This window comes from Enterobacter sp. FB (assembly GCF_000805795.1).
GTDB lineage: Bacteria > Pseudomonadota > Gammaproteobacteria > Enterobacterales > Enterobacteriaceae > Enterobacter > Enterobacter roggenkampii.
Map to the genome: position 1 here is coordinate 232,285 of NZ_JSZC01000006.1, position 21,629 is coordinate 253,913.

General features: G+C 56.1%; 19 protein-coding genes and 1 riboswitch. Of the genes, 10 read left to right on the forward strand and 9 right to left on the reverse strand.

The features are described from left to right. Window positions 1-53 precede the first annotated feature (53 nt). A riboswitch (FMN riboswitch) is annotated at window positions 54-204 on the forward strand. 106 nt (window positions 205-310) lie between these two features. Next, entirely contained in the window at window positions 311-964 is a 654-nt protein-coding gene (ribB, locus tag PI91_RS03550) for a 3,4-dihydroxy-2-butanone-4-phosphate synthase (protein ID WP_008502964.1), read from the forward strand. A gap of 44 nt (window positions 965-1,008) precedes the next feature. Here the strand turns inward: ribB and PI91_RS03555 are convergent, their stop codons facing one another. From PI91_RS03555 to zupT, 5 genes are all read right to left on the reverse strand, one after another. Then, the gene (locus PI91_RS03555; RefSeq protein WP_039265449.1) at window positions 1,009-2,070 is read right to left on the reverse strand and encodes a type 1 fimbrial protein; all 1,062 of its coding nucleotides are present in this window, start codon (window positions 2,068-2,070) and stop codon (window positions 1,009-1,011) included. Next, window positions 2,054-2,815, reverse strand: a complete 762-nt coding sequence (locus PI91_RS03560; RefSeq protein WP_039265450.1) for a molecular chaperone — start codon at window positions 2,813-2,815, stop codon at window positions 2,054-2,056. Before PI91_RS03560 ends, PI91_RS03555 begins: the two co-directional genes overlap by 17 nt. Before the next feature lie 9 nt (window positions 2,816-2,824). After that, window positions 2,825-5,263, reverse strand: coding sequence for a fimbria/pilus outer membrane usher protein (locus PI91_RS03565; protein WP_039265451.1), 2,439 nt, complete (start codon window positions 5,261-5,263; stop codon window positions 2,825-2,827). Window positions 5,264-5,341: 78 nt separating this feature from the next. Then, a complete protein-coding gene (locus PI91_RS03570) occupies window positions 5,342-5,902 on the reverse strand; it encodes a fimbrial protein (protein WP_021242311.1) in 561 nt (186 codons plus the stop codon). Window positions 5,903-6,234: 332 nt separating this feature from the next. Next, a complete protein-coding gene (zupT, locus tag PI91_RS03575) occupies window positions 6,235-7,008 on the reverse strand; it encodes a zinc transporter ZupT (protein ID WP_008502969.1) in 774 nt (257 codons plus the stop codon). Between the two features lie 196 nt (window positions 7,009-7,204). Here zupT and ygiD point away from each other — a divergent pair, with 196 nt between their 5' ends. After that, the gene (gene ygiD, locus PI91_RS03580; protein ID WP_023294571.1) at window positions 7,205-7,993 is read left to right on the forward strand and encodes a 4,5-DOPA dioxygenase extradiol; all 789 of its coding nucleotides are present in this window, start codon (window positions 7,205-7,207) and stop codon (window positions 7,991-7,993) included. 79 nt (window positions 7,994-8,072) lie between these two features. Here the strand turns inward: ygiD and PI91_RS03585 are convergent, their stop codons facing one another. From PI91_RS03585 to tolC, 3 genes are all read right to left on the reverse strand, one after another. Continuing rightward, window positions 8,073-9,233: a glutathionylspermidine synthase family protein gene (locus tag PI91_RS03585; RefSeq protein WP_021242309.1), complete on the reverse strand. Its 1,161-nt coding sequence runs from the start codon at window positions 9,231-9,233 to the stop codon at window positions 8,073-8,075. Between the two features lie 2 nt (window positions 9,234-9,235). Further along, window positions 9,236-9,901, reverse strand: coding sequence for a DUF1190 family protein (locus PI91_RS03590; protein ID WP_008502972.1), 666 nt, complete (start codon window positions 9,899-9,901; stop codon window positions 9,236-9,238). Between the two features lie 194 nt (window positions 9,902-10,095). Then, window positions 10,096-11,574 carry an outer membrane channel protein TolC gene (gene tolC, locus PI91_RS03595; RefSeq protein WP_032675510.1) on the reverse strand — a complete coding sequence of 493 codons (1,479 nt, stop codon included), beginning with the start codon at window positions 11,572-11,574 and terminating at the stop codon, window positions 10,096-10,098. Between the two features lie 204 nt (window positions 11,575-11,778). Here tolC and nudF point away from each other — a divergent pair, with 204 nt between their 5' ends. Genes nudF through parE form a run of 5 tightly spaced genes read left to right on the forward strand, consistent with a single transcriptional unit; the run spans window position 11,779 to window position 16,187 of the window. Then, complete coding sequence (gene nudF, locus PI91_RS03600) at window positions 11,779-12,411, forward strand: ADP-ribose diphosphatase (protein ID WP_008502974.1); 633 nt, start codon at window positions 11,779-11,781, stop codon at window positions 12,409-12,411. Continuing rightward, window positions 12,408-12,830 (forward strand): DUF1249 family protein, encoded by a 423-nt coding sequence (locus tag PI91_RS03605; protein WP_003862516.1) that lies wholly within the window; start codon window positions 12,408-12,410, stop codon window positions 12,828-12,830. The genes nudF and PI91_RS03605 overlap by 4 nt, the downstream gene beginning before the upstream one ends. A gap of 27 nt (window positions 12,831-12,857) precedes the next feature. Continuing rightward, window positions 12,858-13,685, forward strand: a complete 828-nt coding sequence (gene cpdA / locus PI91_RS03610) for a 3',5'-cyclic-AMP phosphodiesterase (protein WP_008502975.1) — start codon at window positions 12,858-12,860, stop codon at window positions 13,683-13,685. Further along, a complete protein-coding gene (gene yqiA, locus PI91_RS03615; RefSeq protein WP_008502976.1) occupies window positions 13,685-14,266 on the forward strand; it encodes an esterase YqiA in 582 nt (193 codons plus the stop codon). Before cpdA ends, yqiA begins: the two co-directional genes overlap by 1 nt. A gap of 28 nt (window positions 14,267-14,294) precedes the next feature. Beyond that, the gene (parE, locus tag PI91_RS03620; protein WP_008502977.1) at window positions 14,295-16,187 is read left to right on the forward strand and encodes a DNA topoisomerase IV subunit B; all 1,893 of its coding nucleotides are present in this window, start codon (window positions 14,295-14,297) and stop codon (window positions 16,185-16,187) included. A gap of 83 nt (window positions 16,188-16,270) precedes the next feature. Here the strand turns inward: parE and PI91_RS03625 are convergent, their stop codons facing one another. Next, complete coding sequence (locus tag PI91_RS03625) at window positions 16,271-18,412, reverse strand: TonB-dependent siderophore receptor (protein ID WP_039265452.1); 2,142 nt, start codon at window positions 18,410-18,412, stop codon at window positions 16,271-16,273. Between the two features lie 385 nt (window positions 18,413-18,797). Between PI91_RS03625 and PI91_RS03630 the strand changes: the two genes are divergently transcribed. From PI91_RS03630 to PI91_RS03640, 3 genes are read left to right on the forward strand one after another with little or no spacing between them, the layout of a single operon-like run. After that, the gene (locus tag PI91_RS03630) at window positions 18,798-19,610 is read left to right on the forward strand and encodes an ABC transporter ATP-binding protein (RefSeq protein ID WP_039265453.1); all 813 of its coding nucleotides are present in this window, start codon (window positions 18,798-18,800) and stop codon (window positions 19,608-19,610) included. Beyond that, the gene (locus PI91_RS03635) at window positions 19,607-20,590 is read left to right on the forward strand and encodes an iron ABC transporter permease (protein WP_039265454.1); all 984 of its coding nucleotides are present in this window, start codon (window positions 19,607-19,609) and stop codon (window positions 20,588-20,590) included. The genes PI91_RS03630 and PI91_RS03635 overlap by 4 nt, the downstream gene beginning before the upstream one ends. After that, the gene (locus tag PI91_RS03640) at window positions 20,587-21,627 is read left to right on the forward strand and encodes an iron ABC transporter permease (protein WP_039265455.1); all 1,041 of its coding nucleotides are present in this window, start codon (window positions 20,587-20,589) and stop codon (window positions 21,625-21,627) included. Before PI91_RS03635 ends, PI91_RS03640 begins: the two co-directional genes overlap by 4 nt. Window positions 21,628-21,629 lie beyond the last annotated feature (2 nt).

The window sequence follows — 21,629 nt, forward strand, 5'->3', positions numbered from 1 at the left end:
TTGTTTGATGCTTATGCATTGCCCAGGATAATCAATAGCGTTATAGTTATCTCGCTTATTCTCAGGGCGGGGCGAAATTCCCCACCGGCGGTAAATCAGCTTAACGCTGAAAGCCCGCGAGCGCTTTGGGTGAATTCTCAAAGGTCAGCAGATCCGGTGTAATTCCGGGGCCGACGGTTAGAGTCCGGATGGGAGAGAGTAACGATCCAGTCGGGCATGGGCCCGCTCACGTTATCTTTTTGCCGCTTATACGGCGCTCCTAAGACTGCCCTGATTCTGGTAACCATAATGTTAATGAGGTTTTTTTACCATGAATCAGACGCTACTTTCCTCTTTTGGCACTTCAACTCAACGTGTTGAACATGCACTGGATGCACTGCGCGAAGGCCGCGGTGTGATGGTGCTTGACGATGAAAACCGTGAAAACGAAGGCGACATGATTTTCGCCGCCGAAAACATGACCGTTGAACAGATGGCGCTGACCATCCGTCACGGCAGCGGCATCGTATGCCTGTGTATTACCGAAGATCGTCGTAAGCAGCTCGAGCTGCCGATGATGGTCGAAAACAACACCAGCGCGTTTGGTACCGGATTTACCGTGACCATTGAAGCGGCGCATGGCGTGACCACCGGTGTGTCTGCGGCTGACCGTCTGACCACCGTACGTGCCGCGATTGCTGATGATGCGAAGCCATCCGATCTGCATCGTCCAGGCCACGTCTTCCCACTGCGCGCGCAGGCGGGTGGCGTGCTGACCCGCGGCGGTCACACCGAAGCGACGATCGACCTGGTGACGCTGGCTGGCTTCAAACCTGCGGGCGTGCTGTGTGAACTGACCAACGACGACGGCACCATGGCGCGTGCACCAGAGTGCATCACCTTCGCACGTCTGCACAACATGCCGGTGGTAACGATTGAAGATCTGATTGAGTATCGCCAGGCGCACGAGCGCAAAGCCAGCTGAAATGGCTGATGTGAAAAAGCCGGGGAAACCCGGCTTTTTTGTCTCTAGTGGTAGTTAATTTTGAACAGCACCACCGTTTCGAACGGGCCGGACTGGATCGCTTTTCCTTCGACCGGCGACAGTTCTGCGGTGTATTGCTGCTCATGCTCAAGCGTGCTGCCCGTAAAATCCACGTATTCGTTGTAGTGGTTAAAGGTGTAGGGCTCGGTTCCGTTAAGGATCCTCAGCTTCAGGCCATTGCCTATCAGCAGTGCGGTATCGTTGGCGGTAAGCGCTTCATTTGTATAGAACGACGAGTCCATTTTGAAGCCATCTGAACATTGGGCATCCTGCACTTTCGTCGTCTTCACCGAAAAGGTCCGTTTACGCGTCTGTTGATTCACAATATCGCGTGCGCTAAAGGTGCCGAAATCAATCTCCTGGTTCTCAGGGTAAATACTGAACGTTGCCCCGCAGTCCAGAACGGTAATATTTTGCAGCCCGTTGATGTGATATTTGAGGTTTTTCGCATCCGACATCTGGTTCACGCCGCCTTTTCCGTCAAACTGGACAACGATGTAATCGCTCAGCGTGCTGACGTAGCCGTGAGGCGGCATGGCTTTAATTTTTACGTATAAGCGCAGACGAGCAATAAAGGTTCGTGAAGTGTGGATATCATCCGGGTTACCGGAACAGATACGATTTTCCCATCCCATTTGTCGGATCTGCTCGGGGGTATAAATCGTGATGTTTTGGTTGTCCAGACATTGTCGGGTATCGACGCCGTTAGGCTGGCCTTTTGCATCGTAGTCTATCCCTTCATAGGTTACGCCCAGTTCATAATAGGGATCGGAGGTTGAAGGATAAGGATTCACCCAGCCAAAAATATCCTCCGGTTGAAAGCTGCTTGTGACATTGTGGTTGCATGTCACCGGGATTTTGATGTCATCCGATTCCCAAATTTTCTCACCTGCCTGTGCATTACTGGGGATAGCAAACGGCGAGATCGTTTTAGTTTCTTCTACGGGGCCGCCCGAACCGCCGAGGTAGCAGTCGAGCGCCAGCGCTTCTCTTAAAGGCAGCACTGAGAGCAGCACTATGAACAATACGTTAGCGAGATTGCGCATCTTTTTCGATCTTCCGTTCGGTGAGCGAGCACTGCGCCGTTCCCGCGCACTGTACGTCGACCTTTTTCAGCGCGCCGTAATCGTCGATATAACCGATGCTGTAATAGTTACCGTGGTAGTCACCGGTAGAGGTTGTTGCTGTCGCGAAAGGCGCAAGCATCAGGCTGTCGAAGCCTGGCAGCATGGTTCTGGCATTCTTACTGAGCCACGCCAGCGTGATGTAGTACGGCGTCGGGTTATGTATGGTCAGCCCATTCGCAGTGGCTGAAACTTCCATCCGCATTTCCGCCTGCTCGCCGGGTTTTTTGGTTATCGCTTTAGGGCGCCAGAACAGCTTGATCCTGCTCTGCATCGCCACCTGCATGACGCTGCGTTCATCGCTGGCGCTGGTGCTTTTCGGCGGCACTTCGCGCAGGTTGAAATAAAACAGGGATTCTCTGTCTTTCGGTAACTGACTGGTGGCCGCTTGCTTTACGATCCTGACCTGTGATGCGGAACCCGCTTCAATGCGTTGAATCGGAGGCAGCGCCATGAAATGCCTGTCTTCTTTACGGCCTTTCTCATCTTCAATCCAGGAGAGCGCCAGATAGGGCAGCGCTTTACTCTGGTTTTCAATCTTCAGGCTGCTGGCCTTGTCGCTTTCCGGAAAGACAATGCGCGTGCGGTCCAGGTTTACGGCCGCGTGAGTGGTGAATGCTGTGGCGACCAGCATCAGGCACAGGCTTTTGAATAAGTTTAATTTCATCATGATTTCTTACTGACATGGCAGTATCAACTGCATACTGTTTTCAAGGTGTGAAGGTAACGTGAAGCGACACTGCTGATTGTCTCCCCACGTCACGCGAAACTGTTGTTCTGGCTCTACGGCGCCGAGCCAGACGTGGCCGTCATCGGCGACCATGGCAATCTGCCGATCGTCTTCCAGCTGGCGAACAATGGCGCCCAGCGGCGGTGTGCCAGAGGAAGTACGTAAGATGCCTGCGATATCATTGCCTGCACGCGTCGCGATCTGACGGTACCCGATGGCACCTTCCGTCCAGGTTGAGGTGACGACGCGGGTGTCAACGTCTACGCCATCGGGCAGGTTGTTCATATTGACCTGCACGCTGGAAGGCGAATAGCTGGAGATGGACGGTAAAACGCCAATCCCGAAGCGATTGGTTTCATCCCGCGACATGTTCAGCGGGATGTTGCCTACGCCATCGGTACTGACCATCACGCGCGGCTCGTTACCGTAGCTGCGGCGGTGCAGCGCAGCGCCTTTAGCCGTCGAGGTGAATGAACCGGTCCAACTGGCACTCAGGGAATTGTATTCGTTAGCCTTAACGCTCCCGGAGAGATTCAGGTCGCCATAAGGAGAATAATGTTGATAGTTGCCGCTCACCTGCGTGCCGGCATCTGACTTCTCGCTTTCGGTACCTGCCGAAACGCCCCAGGTGTTGTTGCGGTCTGATGTGTCATACCACGATACGTTCTGACTCAGACTGTCGCTGTTGCGCAGGTCGTAATTCAGACGATGATCGGGATCGAGCGGTACGCTCAGTGAGAGATAGAACTGCGTATCGTCGTCTTCGTCTTCATAGTGGGTTTTACTCCACGACACGGTGAGGCCCAGATTTTTCCAGCGACCGATATCAAAGTTATAGCCTGCGGTCACGCTGCCCGTCGTGGAGGAGGAATCGTTCCACCAGGTTTGACGCAGCATGTTCACATAGAGGTTGAGCGATAGCGCCGAAATGTACTGGCTTGCCGTCACGCTGAGCGTCTGTTTTTCTGACTGCCGATCGTTATTGCCATCATCCAGAAAACGGGCGTAGCTGAGAAACTGCGGGTCGGAATAGCGATAACTGGCGAGCGTAAGCTGGCTGCCGGTGGTATCGAAACGCTTACTGTAGTTGAAACGGTAGCTGTAACCTGTCTGGCTATTCTGATTGGGCAACTGGCTGGTTGCCTGCGTCACGTCAAAAGAGAGCGCGCCCAGGTACTCCATGTTTTGACCTATTCCGGCGGCAACGGACCGGTAGCGATCGCCATCGGCGAGCGTACCGCCGTAGAGGGAGGTTTGTGACAGCATCCCCCAGGAGAATTCGCCGCTCATAAACGCGTTATCTTCAACGTCATGCGAGGCGTCTTTGCGCGCTTTTCCTGCCGCCAGCTTATAGCGAACCTGACCTTTGCGGGTTAAAAAAGGCACCGATTCCGCAGAAACCTGGAAGGTGCTTACGCGCCCATCTTCTTCTGTCACTTTGACGTCCAGCGTACCCTGTACAGACTGGTTTAGATCCTGAATAACAAACGGCCCTGGCGGAACGTTGCTTTGGTAAATGACACGGTCAGCCAGGCTAACCGTTACCGTGGCGTTAGTTTGCGCGATGCCGGTAATTTGTGGCGCGTAGCCGCGCAGCGACCATGGCAGCATGCGCTCATCGCTAATCAGGGAGGCACCGGTATAGGTGAAGGCATCAAAAATAGCGGACTGGAAATCCGTTTCACCCAGTGTGAGTTTGGCTCCGAGCGAGGGGAGAGGACGGAACATATAGAGGCGTGAAAAGCGCCCGTCATTCTCTGAACCTGCGTCGGTATGGGTTTGTGTATACTGATAATCACCGCGCAGTCGCCACGCGCCCATATTCGCGCCGGCAGTGCCATAAGTGTTGACGTTATCCGTGCTGCTGCCATCGTTCGGCTGGTAATGACTGGCAAAAAGATTGTAATCCAGTAGTACGCCCGGCACGCCGTTGTCCCAGGTTGAAGGGGGCATCCAGTCTGCGGCACGGTACTGTAACCAGGCCTGAGGTATCGTGACCTTCAGCGTCTGGCTGGATTGCTCAAAATTAAATTTAATATCCGGTTTTGATGCAAAGTCGACGCACCCGTCTTTTTCCGCCAATGCGCTACGGATATTGTCCTGCAGAGCAAATGTATCGGCCAGTTCAGGTGGAATACAGACTTGTACGCTCTTGTCTATCTCCTGCCAGCGGAGCTGCCAGCCATTTGCCAGCGGGATATCATTAATTGAAACGGTAACAAAATAGTCGCCTGGTGTGATCGATATTTGATCTTTAAAAAGAGATAAATCAACGCTGCTACGCTGATCTTTATCGATGGCATTGATGTTAAATTCGGTAGCGGAGGCAAGCTCCACCATAAACAGGGACGTCATAATAATTATGCATTGTAATTTATATGTCATCGCCCTGTTACTCAAATAAATACATTCAACGCCGGCTGACATTAAATGCCAGCCGGTTTAATTTGAAACATGGCGTAGTTATTTATACGCCAGAATATAGTTGGCTGTGGCTTCCACCTGGCCAGCAGTCGCCGTTTTACCCGTTACCACTTCCATTAATGCTTTGAAGTGCAGCGTTTGAGTCGTTGAGCCTGCCAGCAGAGCAACCTCATTAGCAGCACCCAGCGTGATGTTGGCTTCGGCGTTATTCAGAAGACGAACGCCCACGTTCTGTGCACCACTTGCATAGGTATTGGTCATCAGACTGGTGTCGGTCGCGTCTGTCGCTGAGCTGGTAAACGTGACATCGACTTTGGTCACTGGTGTGTCAGTCTCGTCGGCCGGATCGTCAAGCTGGCAGTTTTCCAGATTGATATCAACCGGAACTGCGGAAGACTTCTTGTTGGCATTGATCACGGCTGTGGTCACTTCACCGAGATCGACTTCTTTATCAACGCTGTCTGGTGCAATGCTGCAAGGCGCATCAATCACAACGCCTTTGAATTTGATTTTTCCCGACCCCTGCTCGGCAGCAAAGGCGGAACCCGATACTGCGGCAGCGATAGTTACAGCTAATAGAATTTTTTTACCCATATACATGAAAATATCCTTTTTCAAACGAATTCATACTCTGAATATAAGTTTCAAAACGCAAATGGAGTATATGGGAGGACGAAGGGGAGATGCGATTACTGCATCTTAAAGCAATTTTAAGATTATTTTAATATATAATTAATATTGATTGTAAGCATCGGCTAACATTCATAATATATGCAGTAACTCAGATAATGGACTGATAAGGTTTCATCATTCTATTTCTATGAGCTATATATTTTGCAAAGGCTTTGTAGGCAACAAAATAACGTATCATTTCTATCTATATCTTAACGTTTCGAAAGTCTGCCTCCGTATTATACGGAGGCAGACTAATCCTAACCGATACCTGCAGATTGCAATAACACCAGGCTTAAGCCCATGACTGACATTCCGCACAGCACGCCATAGCTGGGGTTGTTATTGGGATCGATCTCTTTCGCCAGCGGCATTAATTCATCGACGGAAAGCGCCACCATAATCCCGGCAACTGTGGCCATAATGGCGGCCATCACGACAGGGGAGACCAGGCTTCCGAGAATCAACCAGGCCAGGACACCGCCGAGGATTTCAGCCATCCCGGAAATTCCTGCCCAGAATACCGCGGTACGTTTCGAGCCCGTGGCGGCATACACCGGTCCGGCGACCGCCAGTCCTTCAGGAATATTGTGTAAGGCCACCGCCAGCGCGATGCCAAAGCCCATTTCCAGATTGCTGCTGGCCGTCACGTAGGTCGCGACCCCTTCCGGGAAGTTATGCAGGCTAATCCCCAGCGTGAGCAGAACCGCCGTTCGCTTAATATTCCGCGGCACAGGCGTTACGTTTTTCTGCATTAAATCCTGCGGATGCGCGTGGGGTAGCATCCGGTCGAGGGCAAAGTAACCCAGCAGGCCAACGACAAACATGCCGTAGCCCAGCAGGGGAGACATCCCGTCGGTGCCCAGCGCAGCAGGGAGCATCTCCATCAGGGAGATAAGCAGCATGATCCCGGCAGCAAAGCCCAGCGAGAAGGCCAGCACGCGGTTTGACGGCTTCTGACCAAGCACGCCGAGGATTGCGCCGATAAAGGTCGCGGCGCCCGCCAGTATGGTCAGGATCAGAGGGACTGACATGGATTGCTCCTTATGATAATGATTATCATTAATATAAATGATTCATTTCTGGCAAAGCGAGGGGCGACCCCCGGCTTTACACATTCCTTACATTCAAAATTCCTGATGATGATCTTCACGCTTATCAGCGTTCATCTTTGTCCGATTGCGCGTAATGTAGCACCATTAAATTGACACCTTCTGTAAGGATATCATCATGACTTCTTCCCGTATGCCAGCCCTGTTTTTAGGCCACGGCAGCCCAATGAACGTTCTGGAAGATAACGTTTATACCCGCGCATGGCGTCATCTGGGCGAGACGCTGCCGCGTCCAAAAGCGATTGTGGTGGTATCTGCGCACTGGTTCACCCGCGGCACGGGCGTGACCGCCATGGAAGCGCCAAAAACCATTCATGATTTTGGTGGCTTCCCGCAGGCGCTGTATGACACGCACTATCCGGCCCCCGGCTCGCCTGAGCTGGCACAAAGGCTGGTGGAACTGCTGGCGCCTGTTCCGGTTGCGCTGGATAAAGAAGCCTGGGGCTTTGACCATGGCTCATGGGGCGTGCTGATAAAAATGTATCCTGATGCGGATATCCCGATGGTGCAGCTGAGCATCGACAGCACCAAACCGGCTGCCTGGCATCTGGAGATGGGGCGCAAGCTGGCGACGCTTCGTGATGAAGGCATCATGCTGGTGGCAAGCGGCAACGTGGTGCACAACCTGCGTACGGCGCGCTGGCATGGCGAAAACACGCCATACCCGTGGGCGACCGCTTTTAACGACTACGTTAAAGCGAACCTGACCTGGCAAGGCCCGGCTGAGGCGCATCCGCTGGTGAACTATCTGGAGCACGAGGGCGGTTCGCTCTCTAACCCGACGCCGGAGCATTTCCTGCCGCTGCTGTACGTGCTTGGCGCATGGGACGGTGAGGAGCCGGTTACGATCCCGGTCGATGGATTAGAGATGGGAAGTCTGAGTATGCTGTCGGTGCAGGTAGGGTGAAAATATGCCCGGTGGCGCTACGCTTACCGGGCCTACAAAACCGTAGGCCGGGTCAGGCGAAGCCGCCACCCGGCAGATCTTACTCCACAAAAATATGCGGGTAGAACCGCGACAGATCCTGCGTAATCAGCGCGCGATCTTCGCGAATGCCAATTCCGGCAGGTTGATCGTTAATGAGCCAGCTGCCAATTAGCGTATAGCTGTCGCCAAATTTCGGCAGTTGATAGAACGCCTGGACGATCATCCCTTCCTCGCCGTAAGGCCCTTCAACCGCTTCCAGCGTTTTACCGTTTTCGATGATCGACACGTTCGCGCCTTCGCGGGAGAAGATCGGCTTAACGACGTATTTCTCCATCTGCGGGTAATCATCTTCCGCAAAGTACGCTGGCAGCAGGTTAGGGTGATTCGGGAACATCTCCCACAGCATCGGCAGCAGGGCCTTGTTGGAGATAATGCTCTTCCAGGCCGGTTCCAGCCAGCGCACACCCGCATCTTCCAGCTTGGTGGAGAACATCTCGCGCAGCATGTACTCCCACGGGTAGAGCTTGAACAGGTTGCTGATGACCTGATCCTGCATGTCCGTAAACTGACCTTTTTCACCCAGGCCGATATCCTCGATATAGAGGAACTCGGTCGCCACTTCCGCTTCGGCGGCGCAGTCCTGCAAATACTGAACCGTGCCACGATCTTCTTCCGTGTCGCGGCAGCAGGCGAGATGCAGCAGGTTGAAGCCAAACTGCTCGCGCAGCTCGGCAAAGCGCTCGATCAGCTTCTCCTGCAGGCTGTTGAACTGGTCGCTGCCTTCCGGCAGGTTTCCGGCGTTCATTTGATCTTCCAGCCAGATCCACTGGAAGAATGCCGCTTCATAGAGGGAGGTTGGCGTATCGGCGTTGTTTTCTAAAAGCTTCGGTTCACCCACGCCGTCCCACGCCAGATCCAGGCGAGAGTAAAGCGAAGGCTGATTCGTTTTCCACGACTGGCGGACAAAGCTCCAGGTGTGCTTTGGAATGCGGAACTTGGCCATCAGCTCGTCGCTGTCGATGACTTTTTCCACCACCTTGAGGCACATCTGGTGCAGCTCAGCCGTGACCTCTTCCAGCTTCTCAACCTGGGCCAGGGTGAGCTTGTAGTAAGCGTCTTCACACCAGTACGGCTCGCCGTACATGGTGTGGAAGTTAAAGCCGTACTCGGTGGCTTTTTCGCGCCAGTCCGGGCGCTCGGTAATACTGACTCGTTCCATGATTAGCCGCCCATTGAGCGAGTAGAGGTGCCTGATGCACTGCGCTGCATGCTGGTCTGTTTCGCCACAGACTCACCGAACCCGCCGCGGGTGATGGTGCTGGTGGTCGCAGGCTTCGGCGCCATCGCGGTTTTCGGTACGGTTACGGTGCGGCCCGGAGTCGCTGCGCCGTAGCCTTTACCGCTGGCATCGGTATATTGACCGTAAGCCGGGCTGGCCGGGTTTTTCGAGCTAAACAGCGGCTGCTGCTGGTAGCCCGCACCGCCGCCCATCAGACGGCCCATCATGTAGCCTGCCATCAGCGGCATCCAGAAGCTGCCGCTGGACTGCGCCTGTGCCTGATTTTCAGGTGCCGTGCCTGCCTGAGCCGGTGCCTGCTGGCACTGACCTTCACCAAATTCCGCTACGCAGTCTTCGCGTGAAGCATATTTCGGCGCGGTGCGTTCCGCTTCTTTCAGCGCGTTGGTGTAGGCCGTTTTACATTCGGCCGCTTTGCCGGTTGCGGCGGAGCAGTCGTCCGCGTTTTGATACAGCGAAACCGTTTCATCGTTTTTCTCACAGCCTGCCAGCATAAAGACAGCGGTAACCGCCAGCGCAACAGGGGTGAGGTGACGTGCGTTCCAGCTCTTGCGGAACGACGCGTGATTGATCGTTTTTGTCCGTTTCATGTTTGTCTTCCAGGACCCAGTGGTAATAACGCTCAGGATAGAGGATGAGTGGTTGAAAATGAAGCGAAGAGGGGCGGAATCAGGGGGATCTTTACGTTGGCTTACGTTCGGATGTGATTTTGCGCCGAGTGGCGCTGCGCTTACCCGGCCTACGATTCAGTAGGCCCGATAAGCGAAGCGCCATCGGGCAATGCTTAGTTACGGAACGGATTGTTGCCCTTGCTGGCAGGCGCTGTGGTGCGCGCGGCAGCAGGCTGTGCAGCAGGGGTAGTGCTGTTAGCGTTGAAGTTATCAACCGCGGCAACCTGCTCCGGGTTCTCCGGTGCAACGCTGTCCGGAGAGGTGGAGACCGGCTTGCCCAGTGCGCTGTTCAGCATCTGCAGGTCTTGCTCGTTCAGCGTACCCAGAGCCTGCTTAATGTTCAGCTGGTTAATCAGGTACTGATAACGCGCGCTGGAGAGCTGCTGTTTCGCGTTGTACAGCGTGGTGGTGGCGTCGAGCACGTCAACGATAGTACGTGTACCGACGGAGTAACCCGCTTCCATCGCGTCCAGGGAGCTCTGTGCAGACACAACGGCCTGTTTATAGGCGTTGATGCTGCTGATTGAGGCGTTCACGTTGTTGAAGGATGAACGTACGGTCTGCACCACGTTACGATGGGCGCTTTCCAGCTGCTCGCTCGCGCCAACAAAGTTGTACTGCGCCTGTTTCACCTGGGAGTTAACCTGACCGCCCTGATACAGCGGCAGGGAGAAGCTCAGGCCCACTTTGTTCTGACCCATATTGCTGTCGTCATACTGGGCAGAATTGGTTTTAGAGCCACTGTAGGTGGTGTCAGAAACGCCGGTAGAGGCGCTCAGGCTCAGGGTTGGCAGATGGCCGTCCTGCGCCTGACGAATTTGCTCGCGGGCCAGGTCCTGGTTCAGACGCGCCTGCAGCAACGTCAGGTTGCGGTTTTCCGCCTCTTTCAGCAGGGCGTTAACGGCCTGCGGCTTATCCGTTTTGAAGCTGTCGACGTTCAGGGAGGCCAGCTCAGGATAGTAGTTCCCGGTCACCTGGCGCAGGGATTCCAGCGCGTTGTCGAGGTTGTTACGCGCGGTCACTTCGTTAGCCAGCACGGTGTCGTACTGTGAACGGGCGTTCTGCACGTCGGTGATCGCCACCAGACCCACGTTGAAGCGCTGGGTGGTTTGATCTAACTGACGGTAAATGGCCTGTTTCTGCGCTTCGGTGTAGGAGAGCGCGTCAATGGCGCTCAGCACGTTGAAGTACGCCGTAGCTGTGTTCAGGATCAGCGTCTGCTGGTCGGTCTGATAGGTCACATCCTGGATGCCCGCGCTCTTTTCCTGCAGGGTCAGGGCACGCCATTTGGACATATCAAACAGCGTCTGTGTTAATTGCAGTGAGGCACTGGTAGCATTGGAGTTTACGCCGTTAGCGTCGCGGAAACCGTTGCTGTAGGTATAATCTGCACCTAACCCTAACTGTGGCAGCAAGGGGCTACGCGCTTCGTTAATCTTTTCAAACGCAGCATCACGATCGGCCGCTGATTTACGTAAATCAGGGTTGCCCAGACGTGCCTGCTGGTAGACCTGTAACAGGTTTTCCGCCTGGCTCATTGCACTGAAGCCCGTCAGGCTCAGGCCGATAAGGATGGGGAGCAATTTCTTCATTTGCATTCCTTGTTGTGAAGCAGTATTAGCGCTGATCTAATTAAAAAATAATTGCCGATTCTAACAGAATCATCCACACCAAAAGGTTGGCGTTACGTGCCATCTGGCGGTAATTTGCACCAATCTATCATATAGCCTTACAAACGGCAGCCAAACAGCCTTGAAATTCACAATTTCATCACCATTGCTACCAGGACTCGACTCATGCAAAAACCAGAAAAGTTGCCTGTGACATTCGCCAAAAACGATGTAGAAATTATTGCACGAGAAACGCTTTATAGCGGTTTTTTTTCAATGGATCTTTACCGTTTCAGGCATCGCCTGTTTAACGGTGAAATGAGCGGCGAAATCAGACGCGAAATTTTTGAGCGCGGGCATGCGGCAGTCTTGCTACCCTTTGACCCAGTGCGTGACGAAGTCGTGCTGGTGGAACAGATCCGTATCGCCGCTTATGACGTCAGTGAGAGCCCGTGGCTGCTGGAGATGGTGGCCGGGATGATCGAAGAAGGCGAGACGGTTGAAGACGTCGCCCGGCGCGAGGCGCTGGAAGAGGCGGGGCTGGTGGTGGGCCGCACCAAACCGGTGTTGAGCTATCTGGCGAGTCCGGGTGGCACCAGCGAACGCTTATCCATTATGGTGGGTGAAGTGGACGCCACGACCGCGGAAGGCATTCACGGTCTGGCTGATGAAAACGAAGATATTCGGGTTCATGTGGTGAGCCGGGAACAGGCTTATCAGTGGGTAGAAGAGGGGAAAATCGACAACGCAGCGTCTGTCATCGCCCTGCAATGGCTGCAGCTGCATTATCAGACATTACGAAACGAGTGGAAAAAATGAAGCGCTATACGCCTGACTTCCCAGAAATGATGCGCCTGTGCGAAACGAATTTTGCACAATTGCGCCGCCTGCTGCCGAGAAACGACGCACCCGGCGAAACGGTAAGCTATCAGGTGAGCAACGCGCAGTATCGATTAACGATAACAGAATCAACGCGCTACACTACGCTGGTGGAGATTGAGCAAACGGCACCCAGCATTAGCTACTGGAGCCTGCCGTCGATGACGGTACGCCTCTATCACGACGCGATGGTCGCTGAAGTGTGTTCAAGCCAGCAGATCTTTCGCTTCAAGGCGCGGTATGATTACCCGAATAAAAAGTTGCATCAACGCGACGAAAAGCATCAAATTAACCAGTTTTTAGCCGACTGGCTAAGGTATTGTTTAGCACATGGAGCAATGGCGATTCCGGTTTGTTAGCGTCATAAACCTACCTAAGGACACCATTTGGAAAGCCTGTTGAACCTGACTGTTGCTGGTGGGGCGCCAGTCAGGATATTACAAATCACCGATACCCACCTTTTTGCCGAAAAGCATGAAACGCTGCTGGGGGTGAATACCTGGGAGAGTTATCAGGCGGTACTGAGCGCCATTCACGCTGAAAACCGTGCATGCGATCTGATTGTCGCAACGGGCGATCTGGCGCAGGACCAATCTTCCGCGGCCTACCAGCATTTTGCTGAAGGCATCGCGAGCTTTAGCGCGCCCTGCGTCTGGCTGCCGGGTAACCACGATTTTCAGCCCGCAATGTACAGTTCTCTCCAGGATGCGGGGATTTCTCCGGCGAAATGTGTTTTTGCGGGTGAACAGTGGCAGATCCTCCTGCTGGACAGCCAGGTGTTCGGCGTCCCGCACGGTGAACTAAGCGAGTTTCAACTCGACTGGCTGGAGACCAAACTGGCGGCTGAACCTGAACGTCACACGCTGCTGTTGCTTCATCATCACCCTCTGCCGGCGGGCTGCAGCTGGCTCGATCAGCACAGCCTGCGCAACTCCGCGGCGCTGGATCGCGTGCTGGCGAAGTTCCCGCGGGTGAAAAATCTGCTGTGTGGACATATTCACCAGGAGCAGGATCTCGACTGGAACGGGCGCCGCATGCTGGCGACGCCGTCGACCTGCGTTCAGTTTAAGCCGCACTGCGCCAACTTTACGCTGGATACCATCGCGCCAGGCTGGCGCTGGCTGGAACTGCATCCCGACGGCACGCTGACCACGGAAGTCTGCCGTTTGACCGGCGCACAGTTCCGCCCGGACACCGCTTCAGAAGGCTATTGATGTCTACGCTCCTTTATCTGCACGGATTTAACAGTTCGCCGCGCTCCGCAAAAGCGACACAGTTTCGCCAGTGGCTGAGCGAGCATCACCCTGACGTTGAGATGATTATCCCACAGCTGCCGCCTTACCCGGCAGAAGCCGCGGAAATGCTGGAATCCATCGTGCTTGCGCACGGCGGCGAAACCTTTGGTGTGGTCGGTTCATCGCTGGGGGGATATTACGCCACCTGGCTCTCGCAATGCTTTATGCTGCCCGCCGTGGTGGTTAATCCGGCGGTACGGCCATTTGAGCTGCTGCGGGACTTTCTTGGCGAAAACGAGAACCCCTACACCGGCCAGCAATATGTGCTAGAGTCACGCCATATTTACGATCTCAAAGTTATGCAGGTCGACCCGCTCGAGGCGCCGGATCTCATCTGGCTGCTGCAGCAGACGGGTGATGAAGTGCTGGATTACCGCCAGGCAGTGGCGTATTACGCCTCCTGCCGCCAGACTATAGAAGAGGGCGGAAACCATGCTTTCACGGGCTTTGAGAATCATTTCACCCAGATTGTCGATTTTCTTGGACTGCACAGCCACTGACAATCAATGCGAATTGCTAGTTTAAATCATGACGCAAACCTATAACGCTGATGCCATTGAGGTCCTCACCGGGCTTGAGCCGGTTCGCCGCCGCCCGGGGATGTACACCGATACGACGCGCCCAAACCATCTGGGCCAGGAAGTTATTGATAACAGTGTGGACGAAGCGCTGGCGGGCCATGCCAAACGCGTTGACGTCATTCTGCATGCCGATCAGTCGCTGGAAGTTATTGACGACGGGCGCGGCATGCCGGTGGATATCCACCCGGAAGAGGGCGTCCCGGCCGTTGAGCTGATCCTCTGTCGTCTGCATGCGGGCGGTAAGTTCTCCAACAAAAACTACCAGTTCTCCGGTGGCCTGCACGGCGTGGGGATTTCCGTCGTCAACGCCCTGTCCAAACGCGTGGAAGTGAACGTCCGTCGCGATGGTCAGGTCTACAACATCGCGTTTGAAAACGGCGAGAAGGTGCAGGATCTGCAGGTTGTCGGCACGTGCGGCAAACGCAACACCGGCACCAGCGTCCACTTCTGGCCTGACGAGAGTTTCTTCGACAGCCCGCGCTTTTCCGTATCCCGCCTGACGCACCTGCTGAAAGCCAAAGCGGTGCTTTGCCCGGGCGTGGAAATCACCTTTAAAGATCACGTTAATAATACCGAGCAGACCTGGTGCTACGCCGATGGCCTGAACGACTACCTGTGCGAAGCGGTAAACGGCCTGCCAACGCTGCCGGAAAAACCGTTCGTCGGCAACTTTAGCGGCGATACCGAAGCGGTGGACTGGGCGCTGCTGTGGCTGCCGGAAGGTGGCGAGCTGCTGACCGAAAGCTACGTTAACCTGATCCCCACTATGCTCGGCGGAACCCACGTCAACGGCCTGCGTCAGGGGCTGCTGGACGCGATGCGCGAATTCTGCGAATACCGTAATATCCTGCCGCGCGGCGTGAAGCTGTCGGCGGAAGATATCTGGGACCGCTGCGCCTACGTGCTCTCCGTGAAGATGCAGGATCCGCAATTTGCCGGTCAGACCAAAGAACGTCTGTCGTCACGCCAGTGCGCGGCGTTCGTCTCCGGTGTGGTGAAAGATGCCTTTACCCTGTGGCTGAACCAGAACGTTCAGGCGGCGGAGATGCTGGCCGAAATGGCGATCTCCAGCGCCCAGCGTCGTCTGCGTGCGGCGAAAAAAGTGGTGCGTAAAAAGTTGACCAGCGGCCCTGCGCTGCCGGGCAAGCTGGCAGACTGTACCGCGCAGGATCTCAACCGTACCGAACTGTTCCTCGTGGAAGGGGACTCGGCGGGCGGGTCGGCCAAGCAGGCGCGCGATCGTGAATACCAGGCGATCATGCCGCTCAAGGGTAAGATCCTGAACACCTGGGAGGTCTCGTCTGATGAAGTGCTGGCCTCGCAGGAAGTCCACGATATCTCGGTCGCGATCGGCATCGATCCGGACAGCGACGATCTGAGCCAGCTGCGCTACGGCAAGATCTGCATTCTCGCGGATGCGGACTCCGATGGTCTGCACATCGCTACGCTGCTGTGCGCGCTGTTTGTGAAGCACTTCCGCACGCTGGTGAAAAACGGTCACGTCTACGTGGCGCTGCCGCCGCTGTACCGTATCGACCTCGGCAAAGAGGTTTACTACGCGCTGACGGAAGAAGAGAAAGCGGGCGTGCTTGAACAGCTGAAGCGCAAGAAGGGCAAACCGAACGTGCAGCGCTTTAAAGGGCTGGGCGAGATGAACCCGATGCAGCTGCGCGAAACGACGCTGGATCCGAACACGCGCCGTCTGGTGCAGCTGACGATCAGTGATGAAGACGAACAGCAGACCAACGCCATGATGGATATGCTCCTTGCCAAGAAACGTTCGGAAGACCGTCGTAACTGGCTGCAGGAGAAAGGCGATATGGCGGATATTGAGGCTTGATGCCCTCATCCTAACCCTCTCCCGCAGGGAGAGGGAATGGATCCTAGGCCCGGTAAGCGCCAGCGCCACCGGGCTTTTTTACATCAAAACTCCATCTTCACCGTAAACTGCACTTCGCGAGGGTCGCCAATCTGGTTACCCAGGTTGTTTGTCGCAATGGACGAGGTGTAGTAGGTCTTATCAAACAGGTTCTTCACGTTGACCTGCAGCGTCACCGGATACTGCAGCTTCATCTTATAGGCCGCAAAAGCATCCGCCACAAAATAGCCCGGCAGATAATAATCCGCGCCGTTGGTCGCTGAACGACGGCTCACGCCGTGTCCGCCACCGCCCAGCGTCAGGGTATTCCCGGCAAACGCATTATGAATGTCGTACGTCAGGAACAGGGAGCCGGTGTGGCGCGGCACGTTCGGCAGCGGTTTGCCCGCGTAGTCCGGGTCTTCCAGCACCTTCGCGTCGGTGTAGCCGTAGCTGGCGATGATATTGGTGTTCTCGGTCAGCGATCCGGCAAGATCCACCTCCACGCCCTGGGATCGCACGCGTCCCGCGGTTTTGGCGATGGTTTCACCTCCCACGCTTTCGTTGTACAGCACGTTGCGTTTGTGGATATCAAACAGCGCGATATTGGCGGTAACGCCGTCGAACAGGTCGAACTTCGCGCCCACTTCGTAGGCGTTTGAGGTTTCCGGCGGCAGGTCGCCAATGTAACTTGCAATGGACGACTGCGGCATAAACGTCTGCGAGTAGTTGGCAAACAGCGAGACGGATGGCGTGAGCTTGTAAACCAGCCCCAGCTTTGGCGTCCACTGTTCGTCGCGGCTGTCGGTGTTGACGTTGAACGGACGACCTTTACCCGCGTACTGGGTGTAATACTGGTAGCGCATTCCGGCGACGGCGATCCACTTATCCGTCAGGTACAGGGCATCCTGCGCGTAGGCCGAATAACTCTCCTGCTTGAGCGTCTGGTCGCTGTCTGCGGCGGAGACGGTTGTACACTTGTTGAGTTTGCCGTAAACCGGATGGTAGATGTTGAAACCTTTGACGTTCTTACAGCGCATCATGTCCGTACGCAGCAAATCGTAATTCTCATACGATACGCCGGTCAGGATCTCATTGTAAAAGCCTGCAATATCGACATTCCCCTGCAGATCCGCGCGGGTGCTGTGCATGCGCTGGGTCGAGCCCTGGGTCGCATCCACGCGGCGGGTCAGGTTGCCGGTTTTTGCATCGTAGGCCATCACGCGGGCCTGGTTATCGCTGTATTTGTCCTGGCTGTAGCTGTAGTCGAACTTCGCGGTCCACTGGCTGTTAAGACGGTATTCCGCGTTCAGCTGCGCCAGATCGGACTGACCATCGGTCACGTTAAACGGCTCGTCAAAGCGGGTTTTACGATCGACATCAACGGCCTTTTTGGTGTTGAGATCGAAGATCGTTCCGCGATCGAACGGCGTTTTATAGTCGCGATGCGAATAGAGCACGGTCACGGTGGCATCATCGCCGAACCAGGTGAGCGACGGGGCGATAAAGGTGCTGCGTTCGTTGCCAAAATTACGCCAGTAATCTTCGTCCTGATACTCACCCGTGAGGCGATACGCCAGACGCGTGCCGTCGATCGGGCCGGTCACATCGACCTGTCCGGTGCCGCCGCCAAAGCTGGAGGAGGTGGCGGACAGAGAACCACCGAAGGTTCTCTCCGGGCGTTTGGTGACGACGTTAATCAGGCCGCCCGGATCGAGAATGCCATACAGCGTTGAGGCCGGGCCTTTGAGCACCTCCACGCGCTCGGTGGCGGCGTTAAAGCTGCGCGGCAGGACGGTGCGCAGGCCGTTGGTCATGATCGAGCCGTCCCGGTTCGCGCCAAACCCGCGGCGCACGAAGGCATCCTGCGTACCGCCGAGGGTATTCGTCTGGACCACGTTGCTAACGTTATAGAGCGCCTCATCCAGCGTGGTGGCGTGCTGATCCTCCAGCACTTTATCGCTGACGGTATTCACCACCTGCGGGATATCCAGCATCGGCATGTTGGTCAGCGTTGCGGTGGAGGTGTTCAGCGGCTGGTAGCCGTTGGTGGCTTCCGCCGGCGTATTTGGATCGGCAGTGACGGTAAGCGTTTCGCCGTCTTTAGCCGCGGTGGTGTCCGCCGCCTGGGCCAGCGGCGCCATAAACAGCAGTGAAAAGAGCGCGCGCCCTTTTACCCCAGAGAGTGAAGGTGTGAACGTAGCCATTACATCTGTTATCCCAAAATACCCGTGAATCACCTTCACGGAAGAATGTGTGAGTCATTGCCCTTTAATGCTCTGCTCGTTAGCCAGAACCGGCATCGAACATGTAATTGAGAATCATTCAATCATGCGGGAATGTAGTAGTAAATGAAAAATGATAAAAATCGGCTACATGCATGAAACGCAACGGAAAAGCACAAGGCTAATTAATTATTCAATTGAAAAATAATGATTTATTAGTTTTGTGGTCTGCACGGTAACGCTCCGTTACCCCTGGTTTTTTCAGGGTGTTTCTTCGCTTGACTACTACATGGCGTGGCGTCAAACTCTCAAAAGAGAATGATTTTTATTTATATTTGTTGCGCTTTTTTATTACGTTGGCGTTCACGTGGCTCACAACACAAAACAACCGGGACTGGTTCTGGAGAACCTCTCTGCGGGCTATCAGAAAAAAATCATCGTTGATGATATCTCCCTTGCGATCCCCCAGCAGAAAATAACCGTTCTGGTGGGCGCAAACGGCTGCGGGAAATCCACGCTGTTGAGCACCATTGCGCGGCTGCTCCAGCCGCTTGGCGGCGCGGCGGTTCTCGACGGCAAGGCGATCCACGAGCAGCCGACCAAAGCCGTCGCCCGCCAGCTTGGTATTCTCCCGCAGTCCCCGCTGCTCCCGGAAGGGTTAACCGTTTTTGAGCTGGTCTCGCGCGGCCGCTTTCCCTGGCAAAACGTTATGCGCCAGTGGAGCGACGAGGACGAACTGGCGGTGGAAGAGGCCCTGCGCCTGACCGGCACGGCAGCGTTTGCCCATATGCCGGTGGAAAGCTTATCCGGCGGCCAGCGTCAGCGCTGCTGGATCGCCATGGCGCTGGCGCAGCAAACGCCGTATATCCTGCTGGATGAACCCACCACGTTCCTCGATCTTCGCTACCAGGTGGAGATCCTGGAACTGCTGCACGCCCTGACCCGCCAGCACGGGCGTACCGTCGTGGTGGTGCTGCACGATCTCAACTTTGCCGTGAACTACGGTGATTCCCTGGTCTTTTTACGCCAGGGAAAAGTCGAGGGGGTGTTACATGAAGGCGACGCCTGCACGCCGGATCTGATCAAAGCGGTGTTTGATATGGACGTGCATATGTCCATCAACCCCTTGACCGGCAAACCGTTCTTTATGCCGTTTCGCCAGAGCATTCAGAAGCCATGATGCGCATCTCTCTGGCTTTCCTGATTTTCACCCTGCTGTTGGCAATGGGGGCGATTGCTCATCTGGGGATCGGTGCACGCTTTATCGCCCCGCAAACGGTAGTGGAGGCATTCTTTCACTTCGACCCGCGCAATTTCGACCATAACATCATCATCAGACTACGGCTGCTGCGCCTCTGCGCCGCAATGGTGACAGGCGCCGCGCTCGGCGTGGCGGGCGTGCTGCTGCAGTCCGTGATCCGCAACCCGCTCGGCGAGCCGCATATTCTGGGACTCAACGCCGGGGCAGCGCTGGCGGTGGTGATCGCCAGCGCGCTTGGGCTTTCGCTGACGTTTGGTCGCCCGCTGATTGCCGCCGCTGGTGCCGCCGCGCTGTTTCTGCTGGTGCTGATGTTCTCCTCGACCGGTCGTACCGGGCTCACGCCGATGAAGGTCACCCTGTGCGGCGTGGCGATGTCGGCGTTTGCCTCGTCGATTACCGCCGCGGTGTTAATCTTGGATGAACAGACGCTGCTCTCTCTGCGCACCTGGCTGGCGGGTGATATCGCCGGGATCAACGCGCAGATGCTCCAGAGCGCCCTGTGGGCTGCAGCCGCTGGTTTTGTTCTTGCTATCGGGCTGTCGCCCTCGCTCAACATGCTGGCGCTGGGCGACAGAATGGCGCAGGGGCTTGGCGTGTCGCTGCTGAAAACCCGCCTCCTTGCCCTGCTGGCCATTGCATTGCTCTGCGGCGCGGCCGTCTCCATCTCCGGACCGATTGGCTTTATCGGCCTTGTAGTACCGCAGCTCATTCGCCGTCTGGTGTCGGTCGATTTACGCGCGATGGTGCCGCTGTCGGCCCTCTGCGGTGCGCTGGTGTTGCTGCTGGCGGATATCGCTGCCCGCACGCTGTTTACCCCCTGGGAGCTGGCAACCGGCATCATGACGGCCCTTGTCGGCGCGCCCGCGTTCATCCTTATGGCCTCGAGGATGTTCAAATGAACCGGGCCGGACTCCGCGCGATCCGTGTTGGTCGCCTGTCGGCGCTGGTTCGCCCGAAGGCGCTGGCGTGCCTGTCGCTTTTCGCGCTGATGGCGCTAGGCCTGCTGGGCTTTGGCCTGACGCACGGTTCTCTGCCCATCCCCGCCTCTGCCATCGGGCGGGCGCTGTTTTCGCCTGAAAGTCTGACGGCGGAGACGCGCTACGTCGTGATGGATATCCGCCTGCCGCGCCTGCTGATGGCAGTGCTGTGCGGCGCGATGCTCGGCATGGCGGGGGCGGCGATGCAGTCCATCACCCGCAACGGACTGGCTGACCCGGGGCTTATCGGCGTGAAGGAGGGCTGTAGCGCGGCGGTACTGCTGCTGATTTTTCAGTTCCCGGAGCTGAGCCTGGCCTGGCGTCCGCTGGTTGGCATGGCCGGCGGGCTGCTCACCGCGCTGCTGGTGATAGCTCTGGCGCGCGATATCTCGCGCCCGCGGTTTATTTTGATCGGCATCGGCGTGTCGTGGGCGTTTGCCGCGGCAATGGGCGTCTTTATGACCACCGCCGACGTGCGCGACGTGCAGACGGCGATGCTGTGGCTGGCGGGCAGCCTGCACGCGGCAAACTGGACGCTGGTAGGGCTGGCCGCGCTCTGGGCTGCCCCCGCGTTTGCGCTGCTGCTCTTTACCGCCCGGGCCGCGGACGTGGCGTTGCTCGGCAATCAGGCCGCTACGGGCCTTGGCGTGCGCACAACCCGGCTGGCGCTGCTGCGGGTTCTCGCTCCGGTGGTGCTGACGGCGGCCTGCGTCTCCTGCGTGGGCAGCATTGGCTTCGTGGGGCTGATTGCCCCGCACATGGCGCGCCTGCTGCTGCGCGGCGGGCAAACCGCGCTCCTGACGGGAAGCGCCGTGCTGGGGGCGCTGCTGGTGCTGCTGGCGGATAACGTCGGCCGTCTGGCATTCCTCCCGCTGCAGCTGCCGGCGGGAATTGTGATTTCATTGATTGGCGGACCGTTTTTCCTGCTGCTGCTCTGGCAGCGTCGGGACAGATTTTAGGG

Bases quoted from the DNA above. Each gene is read 5' to 3' on its own strand.
- nudF (WP_008502974.1), top strand. From the start codon at position 11,779: ATGCAAAAACCAGAAAAGTTGCCTGTGACATTCGCCAAAAACGATGTA.
- PI91_RS03565 (WP_039265451.1), bottom strand. From the start codon at position 5,263: ATGACATATAAATTACAATGCATAATTATTATGACGTCCCTGTTTATG.
- zupT (WP_008502969.1), bottom strand. From the start codon at position 7,008: ATGTCAGTCCCTCTGATCCTGACCATACTGGCGGGCGCCGCGACCTTT.
- PI91_RS03590 (WP_008502972.1), bottom strand. From the start codon at position 9,901: ATGAAACGGACAAAAACGATCAATCACGCGTCGTTCCGCAAGAGCTGG.
- ribB (WP_008502964.1), top strand. From the start codon at position 311: ATGAATCAGACGCTACTTTCCTCTTTTGGCACTTCAACTCAACGTGTT.
- yqiA (WP_008502976.1), top strand. From the start codon at position 13,685: ATGTCTACGCTCCTTTATCTGCACGGATTTAACAGTTCGCCGCGCTCC.
- PI91_RS03625 (WP_039265452.1), bottom strand. From the start codon at position 18,412: ATGGCTACGTTCACACCTTCACTCTCTGGGGTAAAAGGGCGCGCGCTC.
- PI91_RS03605 (WP_003862516.1), top strand. From the start codon at position 12,408: ATGAAGCGCTATACGCCTGACTTCCCAGAAATGATGCGCCTGTGCGAA.
- PI91_RS03560 (WP_039265450.1), bottom strand. From the start codon at position 2,815: ATGAAATTAAACTTATTCAAAAGCCTGTGCCTGATGCTGGTCGCCACA.
- PI91_RS03555 (WP_039265449.1), bottom strand. From the start codon at position 2,070: ATGCGCAATCTCGCTAACGTATTGTTCATAGTGCTGCTCTCAGTGCTG.
- parE (WP_008502977.1), top strand. From the start codon at position 14,295: ATGACGCAAACCTATAACGCTGATGCCATTGAGGTCCTCACCGGGCTT.
- ygiD (WP_023294571.1), top strand. From the start codon at position 7,205: ATGACTTCTTCCCGTATGCCAGCCCTGTTTTTAGGCCACGGCAGCCCA.
- PI91_RS03585 (WP_021242309.1), bottom strand. From the start codon at position 9,233: ATGGAACGAGTCAGTATTACCGAGCGCCCGGACTGGCGCGAAAAAGCC.
- PI91_RS03570 (WP_021242311.1), bottom strand. From the start codon at position 5,902: ATGTATATGGGTAAAAAAATTCTATTAGCTGTAACTATCGCTGCCGCA.
- PI91_RS03635 (WP_039265454.1), top strand. From the start codon at position 19,607: ATGATGCGCATCTCTCTGGCTTTCCTGATTTTCACCCTGCTGTTGGCA.
- PI91_RS03640 (WP_039265455.1), top strand. From the start codon at position 20,587: ATGAACCGGGCCGGACTCCGCGCGATCCGTGTTGGTCGCCTGTCGGCG.
- tolC (WP_032675510.1), bottom strand. From the start codon at position 11,574: ATGAAGAAATTGCTCCCCATCCTTATCGGCCTGAGCCTGACGGGCTTC.